Annotated in this window: 15 protein-coding genes and 2 pseudogenes; 11 read left to right on the top strand and 6 right to left on the bottom strand. The window is 71.1% G+C overall.

Features of this window, described 5'->3' with window-relative positions; all coding sequences use genetic code 11:
- Nucleotides 1–123: 123 nt before the first annotated feature.
- Nucleotides 124–717, top strand: a complete 594-nt coding sequence (locus tag AB0I77_RS19170) for a histidine phosphatase family protein (protein WP_363283758.1) — start codon at nucleotides 124–126, stop codon at nucleotides 715–717.
- Nucleotides 718–739: 22 nt separating this feature from the next.
- Here the strand turns inward: AB0I77_RS19170 and AB0I77_RS19175 are convergent, their stop codons facing one another.
- Both AB0I77_RS19175 and AB0I77_RS19180 read right to left on the bottom strand, forming a co-directional pair.
- The gene (locus AB0I77_RS19175) at nucleotides 740–2,161 is read right to left on the bottom strand and encodes a hypothetical protein (RefSeq protein ID WP_363283759.1); all 1,422 of its coding nucleotides are present in this window, start codon (nucleotides 2,159–2,161) and stop codon (nucleotides 740–742) included.
- 123 nt (nucleotides 2,162–2,284) lie between these two features.
- Nucleotides 2,285–2,614, bottom strand: coding sequence for a hypothetical protein (locus AB0I77_RS19180; protein WP_363283812.1), 330 nt, complete (start codon nucleotides 2,612–2,614; stop codon nucleotides 2,285–2,287).
- On the opposite strand from AB0I77_RS19180, the gene AB0I77_RS19185 reads away from it, so the two are divergent.
- Together AB0I77_RS19185 and AB0I77_RS19190 are read left to right on the top strand one after the other, a co-directional pair.
- Nucleotides 2,496–2,939 (top strand): hypothetical protein, encoded by a 444-nt coding sequence (locus tag AB0I77_RS19185; protein WP_363283807.1) that lies wholly within the window; start codon nucleotides 2,496–2,498, stop codon nucleotides 2,937–2,939. The two genes, AB0I77_RS19180 and AB0I77_RS19185, sit on opposite strands and share 119 nt — an antisense overlap.
- Before the next feature lie 54 nt (nucleotides 2,940–2,993).
- Nucleotides 2,994–3,860, top strand: coding sequence for a fused MFS/spermidine synthase (locus tag AB0I77_RS19190; protein ID WP_363283760.1), 867 nt, complete (start codon nucleotides 2,994–2,996; stop codon nucleotides 3,858–3,860).
- 31 nt (nucleotides 3,861–3,891) lie between these two features.
- Here AB0I77_RS19190 and AB0I77_RS19195 read toward each other — a convergent pair whose 3' ends face one another.
- On the bottom strand, nucleotides 3,892–4,419 hold the full coding sequence (locus AB0I77_RS19195) for a hypothetical protein (protein ID WP_363283761.1): 528 nt from the start codon (nucleotides 4,417–4,419) through the stop codon (nucleotides 3,892–3,894).
- A gap of 138 nt (nucleotides 4,420–4,557) precedes the next feature.
- Between AB0I77_RS19195 and AB0I77_RS19200 the strand changes: the two genes are divergently transcribed.
- The 3 genes from AB0I77_RS19200 (at nucleotide 4,558) to AB0I77_RS19210 (ending at nucleotide 8,251) form a co-directional block, all read left to right on the top strand.
- The gene (locus tag AB0I77_RS19200) at nucleotides 4,558–5,292 is read left to right on the top strand and encodes a response regulator transcription factor (RefSeq protein WP_363283762.1); all 735 of its coding nucleotides are present in this window, start codon (nucleotides 4,558–4,560) and stop codon (nucleotides 5,290–5,292) included.
- Entirely contained in the window at nucleotides 5,289–6,713 is a 1,425-nt protein-coding gene (locus AB0I77_RS19205) for a HAMP domain-containing sensor histidine kinase (protein WP_363283763.1), read from the top strand. The genes AB0I77_RS19200 and AB0I77_RS19205 overlap by 4 nt, the downstream gene beginning before the upstream one ends.
- Nucleotides 6,714–6,820: 107 nt before the next feature.
- On the top strand, nucleotides 6,821–8,251 hold the full coding sequence (locus AB0I77_RS19210) for a cellulose binding domain-containing protein (protein WP_363283764.1): 1,431 nt from the start codon (nucleotides 6,821–6,823) through the stop codon (nucleotides 8,249–8,251).
- Between the two features lie 20 nt (nucleotides 8,252–8,271).
- On the opposite strand, the gene AB0I77_RS19215 is transcribed toward AB0I77_RS19210, so the two are convergent.
- Nucleotides 8,272–10,524, bottom strand: a complete 2,253-nt coding sequence (locus AB0I77_RS19215) for an MMPL family transporter (RefSeq protein WP_363283765.1) — start codon at nucleotides 10,522–10,524, stop codon at nucleotides 8,272–8,274.
- Nucleotides 10,525–10,663: 139 nt separating this feature from the next.
- Between AB0I77_RS19215 and AB0I77_RS19220 the strand changes: the two genes are divergently transcribed.
- Together AB0I77_RS19220 and AB0I77_RS19225 are read left to right on the top strand one after the other, a co-directional pair.
- Complete coding sequence (locus AB0I77_RS19220) at nucleotides 10,664–11,314, top strand: TetR/AcrR family transcriptional regulator (protein ID WP_363283766.1); 651 nt, start codon at nucleotides 10,664–10,666, stop codon at nucleotides 11,312–11,314.
- A gap of 359 nt (nucleotides 11,315–11,673) precedes the next feature.
- Nucleotides 11,674–11,820 (top strand): annotated as a pseudogene (locus AB0I77_RS19225) (transposase); the annotation flags it as partial.
- A gap of 54 nt (nucleotides 11,821–11,874) precedes the next feature.
- Here the strand turns inward: AB0I77_RS19225 and AB0I77_RS19230 are convergent.
- Both AB0I77_RS19230 and AB0I77_RS19235 read right to left on the bottom strand, forming a co-directional pair.
- A complete protein-coding gene (locus tag AB0I77_RS19230) occupies nucleotides 11,875–12,030 on the bottom strand; it encodes a hypothetical protein (protein WP_363283767.1) in 156 nt (51 codons plus the stop codon).
- Nucleotides 11,988–12,410, bottom strand: coding sequence for a hypothetical protein (locus AB0I77_RS19235; protein ID WP_363283768.1), 423 nt, complete (start codon nucleotides 12,408–12,410; stop codon nucleotides 11,988–11,990). Before AB0I77_RS19235 ends, AB0I77_RS19230 begins: the two co-directional genes overlap by 43 nt.
- Before the next feature lie 118 nt (nucleotides 12,411–12,528).
- On the opposite strand from AB0I77_RS19235, the pseudogene AB0I77_RS19240 reads away from it, so the two are divergent.
- The 3 genes and pseudogenes from AB0I77_RS19240 to AB0I77_RS19250 all read left to right on the top strand — a co-directional run.
- A pseudogene (locus AB0I77_RS19240) lies at nucleotides 12,529–12,648 on the top strand (short-chain dehydrogenase/reductase); the annotation flags it as partial.
- Between the two features lie 165 nt (nucleotides 12,649–12,813).
- Complete coding sequence (locus tag AB0I77_RS19245) at nucleotides 12,814–13,185, top strand: DUF1330 domain-containing protein (RefSeq protein ID WP_363283769.1); 372 nt, start codon at nucleotides 12,814–12,816, stop codon at nucleotides 13,183–13,185.
- 60 nt (nucleotides 13,186–13,245) lie between these two features.
- Complete coding sequence (locus AB0I77_RS19250) at nucleotides 13,246–14,187, top strand: haloalkane dehalogenase (RefSeq protein WP_363283771.1); 942 nt, start codon at nucleotides 13,246–13,248, stop codon at nucleotides 14,185–14,187.
- Nucleotides 14,188–14,391: the final 204 nt, after the last annotated feature.

The following is a 14,391-nucleotide window of genomic DNA, read 5'->3' on the forward strand; positions in this document are numbered from 1 at the left end:
GCGCGCCCTCACGGAGCGCCCCTGCCCCTCAAGGACGCAAAGATCGCCCGCCGGGTTGCCCCTGTACAGCGTGCGCGATGATGGAGGCGCTCCGCCTCTCATTTCTCCCGGAAGGGTCTCTTCATGGCACCGCGCATCCTGCTGGCCCGGCACGGACAGACCCAGTGGTCGCTGTCCGGCAAGCACACCGGCAGGACCGACGTGCCACTCCTCGAAGAGGGCCGGCGCGGCGCCAAACAGCTCGGCGAGCGCCTGCACCGGGCGCCGTTCGACGGCCTTCCGGGGGCCGAGGTGCGCACCAGCCCGCTGGCACGCGCGCGTGAGACGTGCGAACTCGCCGGGTTCGGGGAACGCGCGAGCACCTGGGACACGCTCATGGAGTGGGACTACGGCACCTACGAGGGCATGACCCCGCAGGACATCCAGGAGCTGAGGCCCGGCTGGCTCATCTGGCGCGACGGTGTGCCGGAGGGCGAGTCCCTCGCCGAGGTCACGGCCCGGGCGGACGAGGTGGTGGCCTGGGCCCGCGCGGAGGACCGGGACGTGCTGGTCTTCGCGCACGGGCACATCCTGCGGTCCATCGGAGCGCGATGGCTGGGTCTGCCGCTCGACTTCGCCGCCCGGATCCGGCTCAACCCGACCTCCCTGTCCGTCCTGGGCTGGGCGTACGGGGAGCCGGCCATCGAGAGCTGGAACGACCTGGGGCACCTCGCCTAGCCGAGCGACTGGCGCCCTTTCGCTACGGCGTCCGCGGCAGGCTCGCGTGCCTCTCCAGGAACGCCGACACCCCCGATGCCCGCCGGTGCGGCAGCAGGACTCGGGCCGTGCCCGCCAGCATCGTCTGGATGCGTGACGACTGGACCTCGCCCAGCAGGTCCAGCACCCGCATCCCCGCCGCCGCGGCCTCGTCGGGACGCCCGCCGCGCGCGAGGTCGTCCGCCAGTTCCGCCGTGTACAGCGCCAGGTTCCGCGTGAAGTGCGGGTCCTGGAGCTGGGCCGCACGGCCCGCGTGCCGGGCCGCCCGCCGCCAGTCGCCCAGCGTCGACCAGCACTGCGCCTCCAGCCCCTCCAGCTCGGCCTCCCCGTAGAAGCTCATCCACTCGGGGTCGGCGTCCGAGTGGCCTCGCTCAAAGAGGGCCTGCGCGCGGGCGAGCGCCTGTTCGCAGCCGGTGCGGTCGGCGAGCCCGGCCCAGCCGCCCGCCTCGCGCAGCGCGAGCAGCGACATCAGGCGGGCGGAACCCAGGGAGCGCGCGGCGCGTTGCGCGGCCTGCGCGGCGCGCAGGGCCTCCCGGGGCCGCCCGGCATCGCGCGCGAGGAAGGCCGTATTGCAGAAGGCGTGTGCCTCCAGGGCCTCGTCGCCGTTCATCCGGGCGGTGGCGAGGGCCTCCGCGTAGTGCGAGCGGGCGTCGTCGAAGCGGCCCGAGTCGTGGGCCAGCCAGCCCACCGAGATGGCCAGTTCACCGGCGCCCGAGTGGAGCCGGTCGGCGGTCGTCCGCCGGGTCGCCCCGGCGTCGAGCAGCGCGTACGCGGCGCGCAGGGGAGCCGCAGCGCGCCGGTAGAGGCCGTCCGCGCCGTGCCGGTCGTCGAGCAGCCGGATCCTGCGGACGGCCTCTTCGAGGGCGCCCGCCTCACTCGCGCCGGCGCGACGCACAGGGCTCTGCGCGGCCGAGGCGTCGTGGGCGAGCCCCAGGGGGCTCAGTGAGGCGGCGGCCACAGTGGCGCCGCTGGTCATGAATAGGCGACGCAGCACGTCGCTCTCCTCGTAGATCTCGTCGTTCTGGTGGTCGCTCTGGTGCGGGTCGGGCGGATTCTGTGTCTCATACGGCTCGCAGGCCCCTTTCGTCTCATCCGCGTCATCCGTGGTGCGCGCTCGTCCGCGCACGGACGAGCGGGGCGCGAACCCCAGGTCGGTGAGCGTGCGGCCGGGGAACATATGCAGGAACACCCGTTCATACGCGTAGTTGGGGCAGCGGATCTCGCCCGCCTCGACCCGGCCCACATAGCGCGCGTCACAGCAGACCCGCTCGCCGATCTCGCGGGCGGCCCGCCGTACCGCCGCGGCGAACTCGGCCGGCGATCGCTGTCCGCGCAACTGCCGGAACGCGAGATTCGGCTGCGGTGGTCTGGGGGGCTGGGGTGAGGTCACCGTTGACGACGCCATGGCCGGGTCCTCTCGTGCGAACCGTCGAACCATGCCGGATTAGGGGTGAGTTGTGCGTGTGGCACCCTGTTTCCGGCGGGCATGAACGTACCCGCTGTGCCCGACCCCCCACGCTGTGTTTGGCTACAAACGGGATATCTCATCCGCGATCTGCCATGAACTGCCATCCTTTGCGGCGGTCTTCCGCCGTAGCCGTTGACGTGCCGGCGCGTTGAACTCTGCGGACCGGGAGGCGCCCGACTCCCGAGCCGCTCGTTGGAGGAGGGGTTCCGTGGTGGTGGAGGCCGGGATGGAGACCAGCCAGAGCGTCGATCCCTGTACGCCGGTGACGTCCATGACGTCAGCGGCGTCCGTGACGTCCAGCACGTCCATGACGCCGATGGCGCCGATGACGTCCAGCGCGCCGCCTTCGTGGCCGCCCGCATGTCCGGACAGCGCGTGCGATCTCGTCACGGTGCCGACGCGCCAGGGACTCGAGGCCGTCGACATCCTGCGCCGGGGGGCGGGCGACGCGGTGGGGCCCGTACTGCACGACGACGGTGACGACACGCTCGGATTCCTGGTGCCGCCGGGGACCGCGGCCGGCTGGGACGTGCCGGGCAGTACCTGCACGGAGACCGACGGGGGCGGGCTGCGACTGAGCCCCGAGCCGCCGGTGGAAGGGTCGGACTGGTTGCTGCCCCCCGGGGAGGCGGACCTGGCGACCGATCCGGCGGTGCTGCGGGCGGCGCTGGGTGAGGCTGCGCGGTTGATCGAGGCGGCGGACAACTGCCTGTGACGGCCACGCGGGCTCGCTGGGCCGGCCTCCCCGAACCCCCCTGATAATGGTGGGATGGGAAAGTCCAGGAACCCCCGGCGGGCCGGCACAGCCGCCGCCGTCGTCGAAGCAGTCGACGGCGGGCTCGCCGAGCTCATCCCCGACCCGGACCGGTCGCGGGCCTGGACGCTGCTCGTCGACGGGGCGCCGCAGTCGCACGTCGATCTCGACGACCCGGCGTATCTCTCCTTCGAGTACCAGCGGCGGCTCGGACACGTCATCGACCTGGCCGCACCGCCCGGCAAGCCCGTGCACGCCGTGCACCTCGGCGGCGGCGCGCTGACGCTGGCCCGCTATGTCGCCGCCACCCGCCCCCGCTCCACCCAGCAGGTCGTCGAGCGCGACGCGGCCCTCGTCCAACTGGTCCGCCGGGAGCTGCCGTTGGCGCCGAACATCCGGATACGGGTGCGCTCGACGGACGCCCGGGAAGGCCTCGCCAAGGTGCCCGACGGATGGGCCGACCTCGTCATCGCCGACGTGTTCAGCGGTGCCCGCACCCCGGCCCACCTCACCTCGACCGAGTTCCTCGACGATGTCCGCCGGGCGCTGAAGCCGGGCGGTTTCTATGCCGCCAACCTCGCCGACGGGCCGCCGCTGGCCCACCTGCGCGGCCAGATCGCCACCGCGGCGGCCCGCTTCCCGCAGCTCGCGCTCATCGCCGATCCGACCGTGCTGCGCGGCAAACGCTTCGGCAACGCGGTCCTCCTCGCCGCCGACCACCCGCTCCCGCTCGCCGAACTCATCCGCCGCGCCGCCTCGGATCCGCACCCGGGCCGCGTCGAACACGGCAAGCCGCTCACCGACTTCACCGGAGGCGCCGTACCGGTGACGGACTCCGCGGCGGTGGCCTCGCCGGCGCCACCGCCGTCCGTGTTCCGGTGACTGCTTTTCAGATGACTGTTCTTCAGACGGCTCAGTAGTTCCCGATCTCCACCCGCGGCGGCCCGTCGTGCCAGGTGCAGAACACCGACACCCGGTCCGCGCCCGAGCTGAACTCCACGCGGATCCACGACTCCGTCTTCCACACCTGCATCGACCAGCCGGTGCCTGGCGTCGCCGACACGAGCGTCGCGGACGTCCTGCCGAGGTCGAAGACCGCGCGTCCGCCGTCGGTGTCGTAGCTCTTGACCTGGCCCGAAGTGGTGGGGGAGGGGCTGGGGTTCGCGGTCGTCGAGGGGGTGGCGGCGGGCTTGCGGGACGGCGTCTCGCTGGGACTGGGCGACGGGGTCCGCGACGGACTCTTCGACGGGGACGGCCGGTTCGTCGACGACGTCAGCGGCTTCGGTCCCCGCGTGGTCGTGTCGGCCGCCGTGATGGGCAGGGCGCGCGGCGGGTCGTACGCCGTGCCCGCCATCACCGTGTGCACGCCCCACCACGACAGCGTGACCGCCGCGCCCGTGGCGAGCGTCCAAGCCAGTACGTGTACGAGTCCTCTCAGCATCGCGGGCCATACTGCCGCACGTGTCCCACCGGTGTCCCCGGTCTCCCGCGTCCCCGATTTCACGGACCGTTGTCCACATGCGCGAAGTTGTCCACAGGCGCCGGAACGACCTCTCCCGCATGGCGTACGGTGCGGCGCATGGCAAGTGTGCTCGTGGTCGAGGACGACCAGTTCGTACGCTCGGCGCTCATCCGGCATCTGGCCGACGCCTCGCACACCGTGCGCAGCGTCGGGACGGCGCTGGAGGCGCTGCGCGAGGTCGCTCATATCCGTTTCGACGTGGTCATCCTGGACCTCGGACTGCCCGATCTGGACGGCGCCGAGGCCCTGAAGATGCTGCGCGGCATCACGGACGTCCCGGTGATCATCGCCACCGCCCGGGACGACGAGACGGAGATCGTCCGGCTGCTGAACGACGGTGCGGACGACTACCTGACCAAGCCGTTCTCCGTCGAGCATCTGTCCGCGCGGATCGCCGCCGTGCTCCGCCGCTCCCGTTTAACCACCGGGGACGCGGCGTCGCAGACCGTGCTGCGCGTCGGCGGCCTGACCGTCGACCCGCTGCGGCGCCAGGCCGAGCTGGACGGCGTACGACTCGACCTCACCCGGCGCGAGTTCGACCTGCTCGCCTTCCTGGCCGGCCGGCCCGGCGTCGTCGTATCGCGCAAGGAGCTGCTCACCGAGGTGTGGCACCAGTCGTACGGCGACGATCAGACCATCGACGTCCATCTGTCCTGGCTGCGCCGCAAATTAGGTGAGACGGCCGCACGGCCCCGCTATCTGCACACGCTGCGGGGCGTCGGCGTGAAGCTGGAGCCGCCGGTCACGGAGCCGGCCGGCACTCAGCCACCGGGAGCGGAGCCGGCGCGATGAGATGGGCACTGGTCAAGGTCTCGCTCGCGGTCACCACGATGGTCGTTGCCGCTTTCGCGATCCCACTCGGACTCGTCATCAAGGAGATGGCCCGCGACCGCGCCTTCTCCAACGCCGAGCGGGAGGCGGCGGCCGTCGCCCCGGCCCTGTCCATCACCACCGACCGCGACCAGCTGGAGCGCGTCGTCGCCTCCGCGGGCTCGGACGCCGGGATGGCCGTGCACATACCGGCGGGCGACGGTGCGGCGGGCGACGACGCCGCGACACTGGACATCGGACGGCAGCGCGCCACCGACGGGGACATCGCGACCGTGCGGAAGCTGGGGCGGGCCTCCACCAGCGGGGTGTCCGGCGGCTCCACGCTGCTCCAGCCGGTCGCGCTGAGCTCCGGTGAGATCGCGGTCGTCGAGGTGTACGTCCCCGAGTCCGAGGTCAGCAACGGGGTGGCCACCGCCTGGGCGGTGCTCGCCGCGGTCGGTGTCGCGCTGGTCGTCGGCTCGGTCGCGGTCGCCGACCGGCTGGGCGTACGGATGGTGCGGCCGGCTCAGCGGCTGGTCGAGGGTGCGCACGAACTGGGGGAGGGGAAGCTGGGGGCGAGAGTGCCGGAGGAGGGGCCGACCGAACTGCGGCTGGCGGCGGTCGCGTTCAACTCCATGGCCGATCAGGTCGTACAACTCCTCGCCAACGAGCGGGAGTTGGCGGCCGATCTGTCCCACCGGCTGCGCACGCCGCTGACCGTGCTGCGGCTGAACGCGGCCTCGCTCGGCGAGGGGCCGGCCGCCGACCAGACGCGCTCCGCGGTCGCCCAGTTGGAGCGCGAGATCGACATGATCATCCGGACGGCCCGGGACGCCAAGCCGCAGACCGGCGCGGCCGGGCCGGGCGCCGGGTGCGACGCGGCCGAGGTGGTGCGCGAGCGGATGGCGTTCTGGTCGGCGCTGGCGGAGGACGAGGGCCGCAAGTGGCGGGTGGCCGGGGCCGACCGGCCGGTGCGCATACCCGTGGCCCGCGCCGACCTGGCCGCCGCCCTGGACGCCCTGCTCGGCAACGTCTTCCGGCACACCCGGGAGGGCACGGCCTTCGCGGTCGACCTGCACAACGGCGAGGACGCGGTGATCGTGCTCGTGTCGGACGCGGGGCCCGGCATATCCGACCCCCAGGCGGCGATGGCGCGCGGCCGGGGTTCGGGGAACGACGGATCGACCGGGCTCGGGCTGGACATCGTGCGGCGGCTCGCGGAGTCGACGGGCGGGGACGTGCGGATCGGCTCCTCCGTGCTCGGCGGGACCGAGGTACGGATCTGGATCCAGCTGGACGGGCGGGAGCACGCGCCTGTGGGGCGCGGGCATCGAGGCTCCGTACGACGCCGTCGCCCCGGCCGATTGGTCTCTACCTTTAACCGCTCCCGATCCCTTCCTTAAGCGCACCCTAAGATCGCCAACTCCCGTCCGGATCAGGCACTTTGCCCGATTCCGGATCGCTAGCGTGCTGCCGCACCCACCCCGTGAAGAGTGAAGGCAGGCACGCGATGAGCACGCACCGGCGCAAGGTGAGCGGTAGGAGCAAGGCGATCGGCGGGTTAGTCGCCGCCGCGGTGGTCGGCGGCGGCGCCCTCGTGTCCAGTGGAACTGCCCAGGCGGCCGGCGTCGGCGCCGCGTACACCAGGACCAGTGCCTGGTCGACGGGTTACACCGCCCAGTACGTCGTCACGAACACCAGCGGTGCGGCGCAGAGCGACTGGACGCTGGAGTTCGACCTGCCCTCCGGATCCACGCTCGGCTCCCTCTGGAACGCCGAGTCGAGCGTCAGCGGTCAGCACGTCACCGTGAAGCCGCCGAAGTGGGACACGGACGGGCTGGCCGCCGGTGAGTCGGTCACCGTCGGTTTCGTGGTCAGCGGCACCGGCAACCCCGCCGGCTGCCTCATAGGCGGCGCCACGTGCTCCGCGGACGACGTCCCTGCGCCGAAGCCGAGCAATCGCCCGACGGAGTCCGCGACACCGACCGCCACACCCACGGCGACGGCCTCCCCCTCGCAGAGCACCGGTACCGGCAGTGGCACCACCGCCGACGCCGGCTTCGCCCCGTACGTCGACACCTCCCTCTACCCGGCCTTCGACCTGGTCGCGAGCGCCGAGGCGACCGGCGTGCGGGACTACACCCTCGCCTTCGTCACCGACGGCGGCGGCTGCACGCCCAAGTGGGGCGGCGTCACCGACCTCGGCAGTGACGCCGTGGCCGCCCAGATCGGCGCGCTGCGTGCCAAGGGCGGTGACGTCCGCGTCTCCTTCGGCGGTGCGGCCGGGGCCGAGCTGGCCACGGCGTGCTCCTCGGCGGACGCGCTGGCGACGGCGTACGGCAAGGTCGTGGACGCGTACGACCTCACCAAGGTCGACTTCGACATCGAGGGCGGCGCGCTGCCGGACACGGCCGCGAACACGCGCCGCGCGCAGGCCATCGCGAAGCTCCAGCAGCTCCACCCCGACCTGGACGTCTCCTTCACCCTCCCCGTCATGCCCGAGGGCCTGACCCAGGACGGCGTGAACCTGCTGGCCGACGCGGAGTCCAACGGCGTGCGGATCGACACCGTCAACATCATGGCGATGGACTACGGAGCGTCGTACAGCGGCGACATGGGCACCTACGCCGAGCAGGCCGCCACCGCCACCCAGGCGCAGATCAAGGGCGTGCTCGGGCTGAGCGACAGCGCGGCCTGGCAGGCGGTCGCGGTCACGCCGATGATCGGCGTCAACGATGTGGCCAGCGAGATCTTCAAGATCGACGACGCCGCCCAACTGGTGGACTTCGCCGAGTCGAAGGGCCTCGGCCGGCTGTCCATGTGGTCCGCCACCCGCGACAAGCAGTGCGCGGGCGGCGCCAAGCCCACAGCGGACGCGACGTGCAGCTCGATCGTCCAGGACCCGTTCGCCTTCACCAAGGCGTTCGGCGCCTACAAGTAACGCACCCGACCCACCTCGGATCAGACCTCGGCCCGCGACCGTGGCTTTGTGCCCTTGAGGTTCTCGCCTTCGGGATTCTCGCCTTCGGGGTTCTCGGCGGCGCTCTCGCTGAGGCCCATGCGGTCGTGCACCGCGCGCAATGGCCTCGGCGCGTACCAGGCCGTACGGCCCAGGAGCCGCATGGCCGCCGGGACGAGCACACCGCGTACGGCCACCGCGTCGATCAGAATGGCCAGCCCGCTGCCGAGGCCGAACATCTGGATGAAGCTGACGTCGGCCGTGCCGAAGGCGAAGAAGCTGACGGCGAGGAGGCCGGCCGCCATGGTCACGATCCGCCCGGTGTGGGAGAGGCCGCTGGTGACGGCGGTCTCCGTGTCGGCGCCGGCGTCGTGGAGCTCCTTGATACGGCTGGTCACGAAGACCTCGTAGTCCATGGACAGGCCGAAGGCGATGCAGAACATGAGCACCGTCATGGACGTGTCCATGGGCTGGGGAGTGAAGCCGAGCCAGGACGACAGATGGCCGTCCTGGAAGATCCACACCATGACGCCGATGGCCGCGGTGAGGCTGATGGCGTTGAGGACCAGGGCGCGCAGCGGCTGGACCACGCTGCCGGTGAAGAGGAAGAGGATCAGGAAGGTGGTCACCGCGACCAGGCCGATCGCGGCCGGGAGCCGGTCGGCGATCGAGGACTTGGCGTCGACGAGCCGTGCGTCGGTGCCGCCGACCAGTGTCTCGGTCCCGCCGGGCGGATCCACCGCGCGTACGGCCTTGACCAGGTCCTGGGCCTCGTCCGACTTGGGAGTGAGGCCGGTGAGGACGGTGATCCGCTGGGCGTCCGGCCGGCCGAGGGCGGCGGCCGCGGGACCGGGCTGGGCGGACCGGCCGTCGCTGTAGGCGCCCGCGGAGGTCTCGACGCGCGCCGCGCCGTCGAGCCGCGAGAGGGTCGCCGCGTAGGTGCGCAGGTCGGCCGGGGCCACGGCCCCCGTCGTGACGATCTGCACCGCCGACTCGTCACTGCCCCTGAAGTCGCTCCGCATCACGGTGGCGACCTGCCGGCTCTGCGCGCTGGTGGGCAGCACCCGCTCGTCCGGCGTGCCGAAGGTGACGCCGAGCAGCGGACTCGCGGCGAGCAGCAGGATCGCGAGGACCGGTAGCGCGGTCAGGGCGGGCCTGCGCATGACCGTCCGGGACAGCCGGGCCCACAGGGGTGCCTCGGGACTCCGTACGGTCTCCGCCCAGGGCAGCCGGCCCTTGTTGATCCGGTGGCCCAGCACCGCGAGCAGCGCCGGCATGACGAGCAGCGCGCTGACGGCGGCGATGATCACCACGCCGATGCCGGCGTAGGCGAAGGACCGCAGGAAGAACTGCGGGAAGACGAGCAGGGCGGCGAGCGCGGCGGCGACGGTCGCGGCGGAGAAGGTGATGGTCCGCCCGGCCGTCCGTACCGTGTGCCGGAGCGCTTCGGGCACCTCGGCGCCCTCCGCGAGATGCTCGCGGAACCGGCTGATCATGAGCAGGGCGTAGTCGATGCCGAGGCCCAGGCCGAGGGCGGTGGTGAGGTTGATCGAGAACACCGACACGTTGGTGAGGCTGCCGAGCAGATAGAGCTCGGCAAAGGTGCCGACGATGGCGATCAGCCCGATGACCAGGGGCAGCAGGGCCGCGACGAGGCTGCCGAAGGCGATCACGAGCAGGATGAGGATCAGCGGGACGGCGATCGTCTCGGCCACGGCGAGGTCCTTGGCGACCTGGGTGGGTATGTCGTCGCCGACCGCGGCCTCGCCGCCCGCCCGCACGCTCAGTCCGTTCCGGTCGCCGGTGTACTCGTCGATGATCGCCGAGGCGTTGTCGCCCCGCTCGGTCTCGTCGCCCTTGACGTGGGCCAGCACCAGCGCCTGGTCGCCGTCCCGGGAGGTCAGCGCGGAGCTGCCGCTGTCCCAGTAGGAGATCACGTTCGAAAGACTGGGTTCGTCCTTGAGCCGCGAGGTGAGGGACTGGCCGGCGCGCTCGGCGGCGGCGGAGCTGACCCCGCCGCTGTCGGAGCCGTCGTCGGGGCGGACCAGCAGGACCAGGTTGCTCTCACCGCCGAACCTGTCGTCGATGACCTCCTGGGCACGGGTCGAGGGCGCGTTCGGATCGTCGAAGCCGCCGCTCTGGAGCTTGCCGAACGCCCCGACGCCGATGACGCCCATGGCGACCAGGAAGAGCACGGTGAGTGTCAGTACGAGCCGGCTCCGGTGGAGGGCCAGTTCGGCGATGCGGTCGAACACGGGGATCGCCTCCGGAATACTGGATGTTTACGCCGTTAACACCGACGTTGGCACAGGAAGTTAACGGCGTCAACTTGGGAGATGTTAATGTCGTCAACTTTGGGCAGGATGAGGTCAGAGGTTCAGGCAGGATGGGGTCATGGCATCGATCACGAGCGGCAGAACCCGCTACCACCACGGCGATCTCCGCAACGCGCTGATCGAGGCCGCCGTCGGACTCGCGGTCGCCGGCGGCCCCGAGCGGGTCGTCCTGCGCGAGGCGGCCCGCAGCGTAGGGGTGTCGCCCACGGCCGCGTACCGCCACTTCAACGGCCAGGCAGACCTCCTGAAGGCCGTGAAGCTACGCGGCCAGCAGGCACTCGCCGCCTCGATGACCGAGGACGTGCGCGCACTGCCCAAACTCGACGACCCGGGCGAGGAGGCCGTGCGCCGAGCCGAGGCGATCGGGCGCGGATATGTCCGGTTCGCGATCGAGCACCCCGGGCTCTACCGCACCGCGTTCTGCCGCACGTCCGAGGCCGAGAGGAGCGACTTCACCGGCCTCGAAGCCCCCGAGGAGGGGGCGGAGTTCGCGGCGTTCAGGGAACTCACGGACACCCTCGACGCACTCGTGGCCGCAGGCCGCATGCGGCCGGAGAACCGCCCCGCCGCCGAGGTCGCCGCCTGGTCGACGGTCCATGGCCTCTCCCTGCTCATCCTCGACGGCCCACTGGCCCTGCTCCCCGCCGACCAGCGCGACGCGGTCGTCGAGCGCACCATCACCACCGTCGTGGCGGGGCTCATCCGCTAGTGCTGTGGCCGTGAAGGTCTTGCGGGTTGAGGGGAGGGCCCGCTTGTTGGCCGAGTGGGCGATGACCAGGGCGCGTTGTCCGCTCCAGCCGGCGGCGAGATCGTGGAGGAAGTCGGCGGTGGCCGTGATGACCTGGCGATAGCTTTGTCCTTGAGGGAAGGGGACATCGAGGTGCCGAGAGCGTTCGGCTGCCGGCCCGGTGCAGATCGGAGACGAAGACGGCGGCGAGTCCGTCGTTGCGGCGACGCTCACCGAGCTGGGCGGCGAGGGATCGCCCTCGGGCGGAGAGCGTGCCCGGGAGCCGGCCGGTGGCGATCCGCAGCGGAGCGCAGACCGTGGACGAGCTGAACGCCGCCTGGGTCGGTGTCGAGGCCCACATCAGTCACGTCAAGCGCAGCTTCGGCTTCCGTCGCACGCGACTGCGCCGCCTGGCCGGGGCCCAGACTTGGGCCGGACTCGGGATCTTCGCCTACAACCTCCAGCGGATGACCGTCCTCAGCCAGTGAGGGACAGGCCACCGGAAGGGCAGCGGCACAACGCCGTCCCGAGCACCGGCCCCGTCACCAGCCAAATCCGATGAGGTGCTCGATCCGGGCCAGGGGGTCGCGGCCCGCAGGCCAGGTGATCATCAACAGGTGGTGGGTGGTGGGTGGTGGGTGGTGGGTGGTGCCGGTCAGGGCGAGGGCCAGGGCGGCGCAGTCGCGGGTGGCGGGCACCCGTCCGAGGCGCTGCTCGGCCTGGAGGTAGGCCGTGAGCGAGCCCTCGAAGGCGCCGAACCCGGGTCCCCCTGTTCCCAGGCGGCGTGGATGCGCTCCGTGGCTCCGGGCCGGGTGAGGGCCAGGGCGCTCAGCGCGGGGCCCGGGGAGCCGAGCAGGAGGGCAGCCACCGCGGTCAGGTTCACGCTGACGGTGTCGGTTCCGGCGCGGGCGGGAAGCGCGGCGGCCGCGTGGGCGAGCTCCTCGAAGCGGAGCAGCACCAGCTGGGCCACGAAGTCGTCCAGGTCGGCGAAGTGACTGTGCAGGACGCCCTTGGCACAGTCGGCCTCGGCGGTGACGGCCCGGCTGGTGAGTCCGGCCGGCCCCTCGCGGGCCAGCACCCCGGTGACATGTGCCCGAGATCAGTTTCCTACCTGAGCTTGCGCATTGGAAACCGTTCGGTTTACCGTGAGGCACGGCGAAACCGATCGGTTTCCGTCGAGAGTCCGGGAGCGCATGATGACGACCAATCGACCGGTGGCCCTCGTGGCGGGCGCGTCCTGGGGTATCGGCAAGAAAACCGCGCTCGCGCTGGTCGCAGCGGGTTTCGACGTGGCCGGCGCCGGTCGCGACACGGCCCCAGGGCCGGACGCGCGAGCCGCCTGCGGTTCGTTCCCGCCTGGTTCTTGGACAGGCGGATCCGCACGCTGAACAAGCTGACCGGCTGAGTGTCCTGCCGCCGGTGCCCCGCGCCCGCCCAGAGCAGCGAACACCAGTTTCCTGATACCGGAAAGGGTATTGACAATGAGTACGAATTCGCAGAAGAAGAAGTTTTACGCCCTGAATATGTTTGACGTGACCGACCTGGAGAAGTACCTCGCATATTTCAGCCGTTTGCCCGAAGCGGCTCCGCAATATGGCGGTCGAATGGTGGCGTTCGGCCGTTTCCGAGACAACGTAGCCGGTGACCTCGCGCCACGGCAGGTTCTGTTTCTCGTTGAATGGGAGTCCGAAGAGGCGTTCAACACCTTCCGGGACGACCCGGACCTGGCCGACTTGCATCCGCTGCGGGAGAGCGGGGCGGCGTCCTATATCTGGCAGACGTTCGATGGTCTCGATATGAGTGACCCCGCCGACGTTCCGCTCGACGATGTACTGGCGGTGCTCAAGCCTTAAGACGTCATTTCATCAGCCGAGTTATGTCAAAGACATCGACATTGCGAAGAGGGGGATGACATGTCGTTCTCATCAGCCGGCAGGCACGTCGAACGAACCCCGGACGAGCGTTTTACCGCTCTCGCTGACTGGCCGTACGAGCCGCGGTACGTCACGGTCGGCGAGGGCCTGCGGATGCACTACGTCGACGAGGGGCCGTCCGGCGGTCCGGTCGTGGTGCTCGCTCACGGAGCGCCAACCTGGGGCTATCTGTACCGCAAAATGATTCCCGGTCTGGTGGCAGCGGGCCGACGGGTCCTGGTCCCGGATCTGATCGGGCTCGGCCGCTCGGACAAGCCGGTCGACCCGGCCGCGTACACCTACGAGTCCCACGTCGCCTGGACCGGTGACTGGCTGGACCAGCTCGGCCTCACCGACATCACCCTGTTCGGCCAGGACTGGGGCGGGTTCATCTTCAACGTGCACGTCGGGCTCACGCCCGACCGGTTCGCGGCCGTGGTCGCCTCCAACACCGGCCTGATCGATCCGGACTTCCTGGCCACACTGACCCAGGAGCAGTTCGCGCAGAAATTCGGCGCATTCCTGCAATGGCGGGAGATGTCCGAGTCACCCGGCCTGACCGTTCCGCGGGCGGTCGCCAGTGCTCTCAGCGTGAGCGGCGACGCCCTGACCGAGGAGGATGCCGCCGCCTACGGCGCCCCCTTCCCCTCCGATCGGCACCTCGCCGGGGCACGGCAGTTCCCGCACCTCGTACCGCTCGACGACGCAGACCCGCCCGCCTCGATGCTGCGCCGCGCCTGGGCCGGACTGGCAGCCTTCGACAAGCCGTTCCTGACCGCCTTCGCCGAAGACGAACAGCTCACCCGCTCCCACGAGCAGGCCCTCCAGGCCCGCGTCCCGGGTGCGAAGGGGCGGGACCACGTGACGGTCCCCCACGCCGGTCACTTCCTGCAGGAACAGCAGCCCGACCTGCTGGTCAAGGCCATCCTCAGCCTCGGCTGACAGCCCACTCGCCCCACCACACCTGCCCGCTCGCGTGGGCGGGTGTGGTGACATGGCGCGGACCGGCCTCACACCTGCCGGGAGCGGATGAAGCAGCGGAACCGCTGCGTACCGGACTGAAGGCCATACCCGCCTGGTGCCCTGCACCAGTAATTGATCGTCAGCCTCGCCGTTTCGGTTGGGGTAATGAGACGTCGTTGATCG

Origin of the sequence: Streptomyces sp. NPDC050619 (genome assembly GCF_040654815.1) — a bacterium.
Taxonomy (GTDB): Bacteria; Actinomycetota; Actinomycetes; order Streptomycetales; family Streptomycetaceae; genus Streptomyces.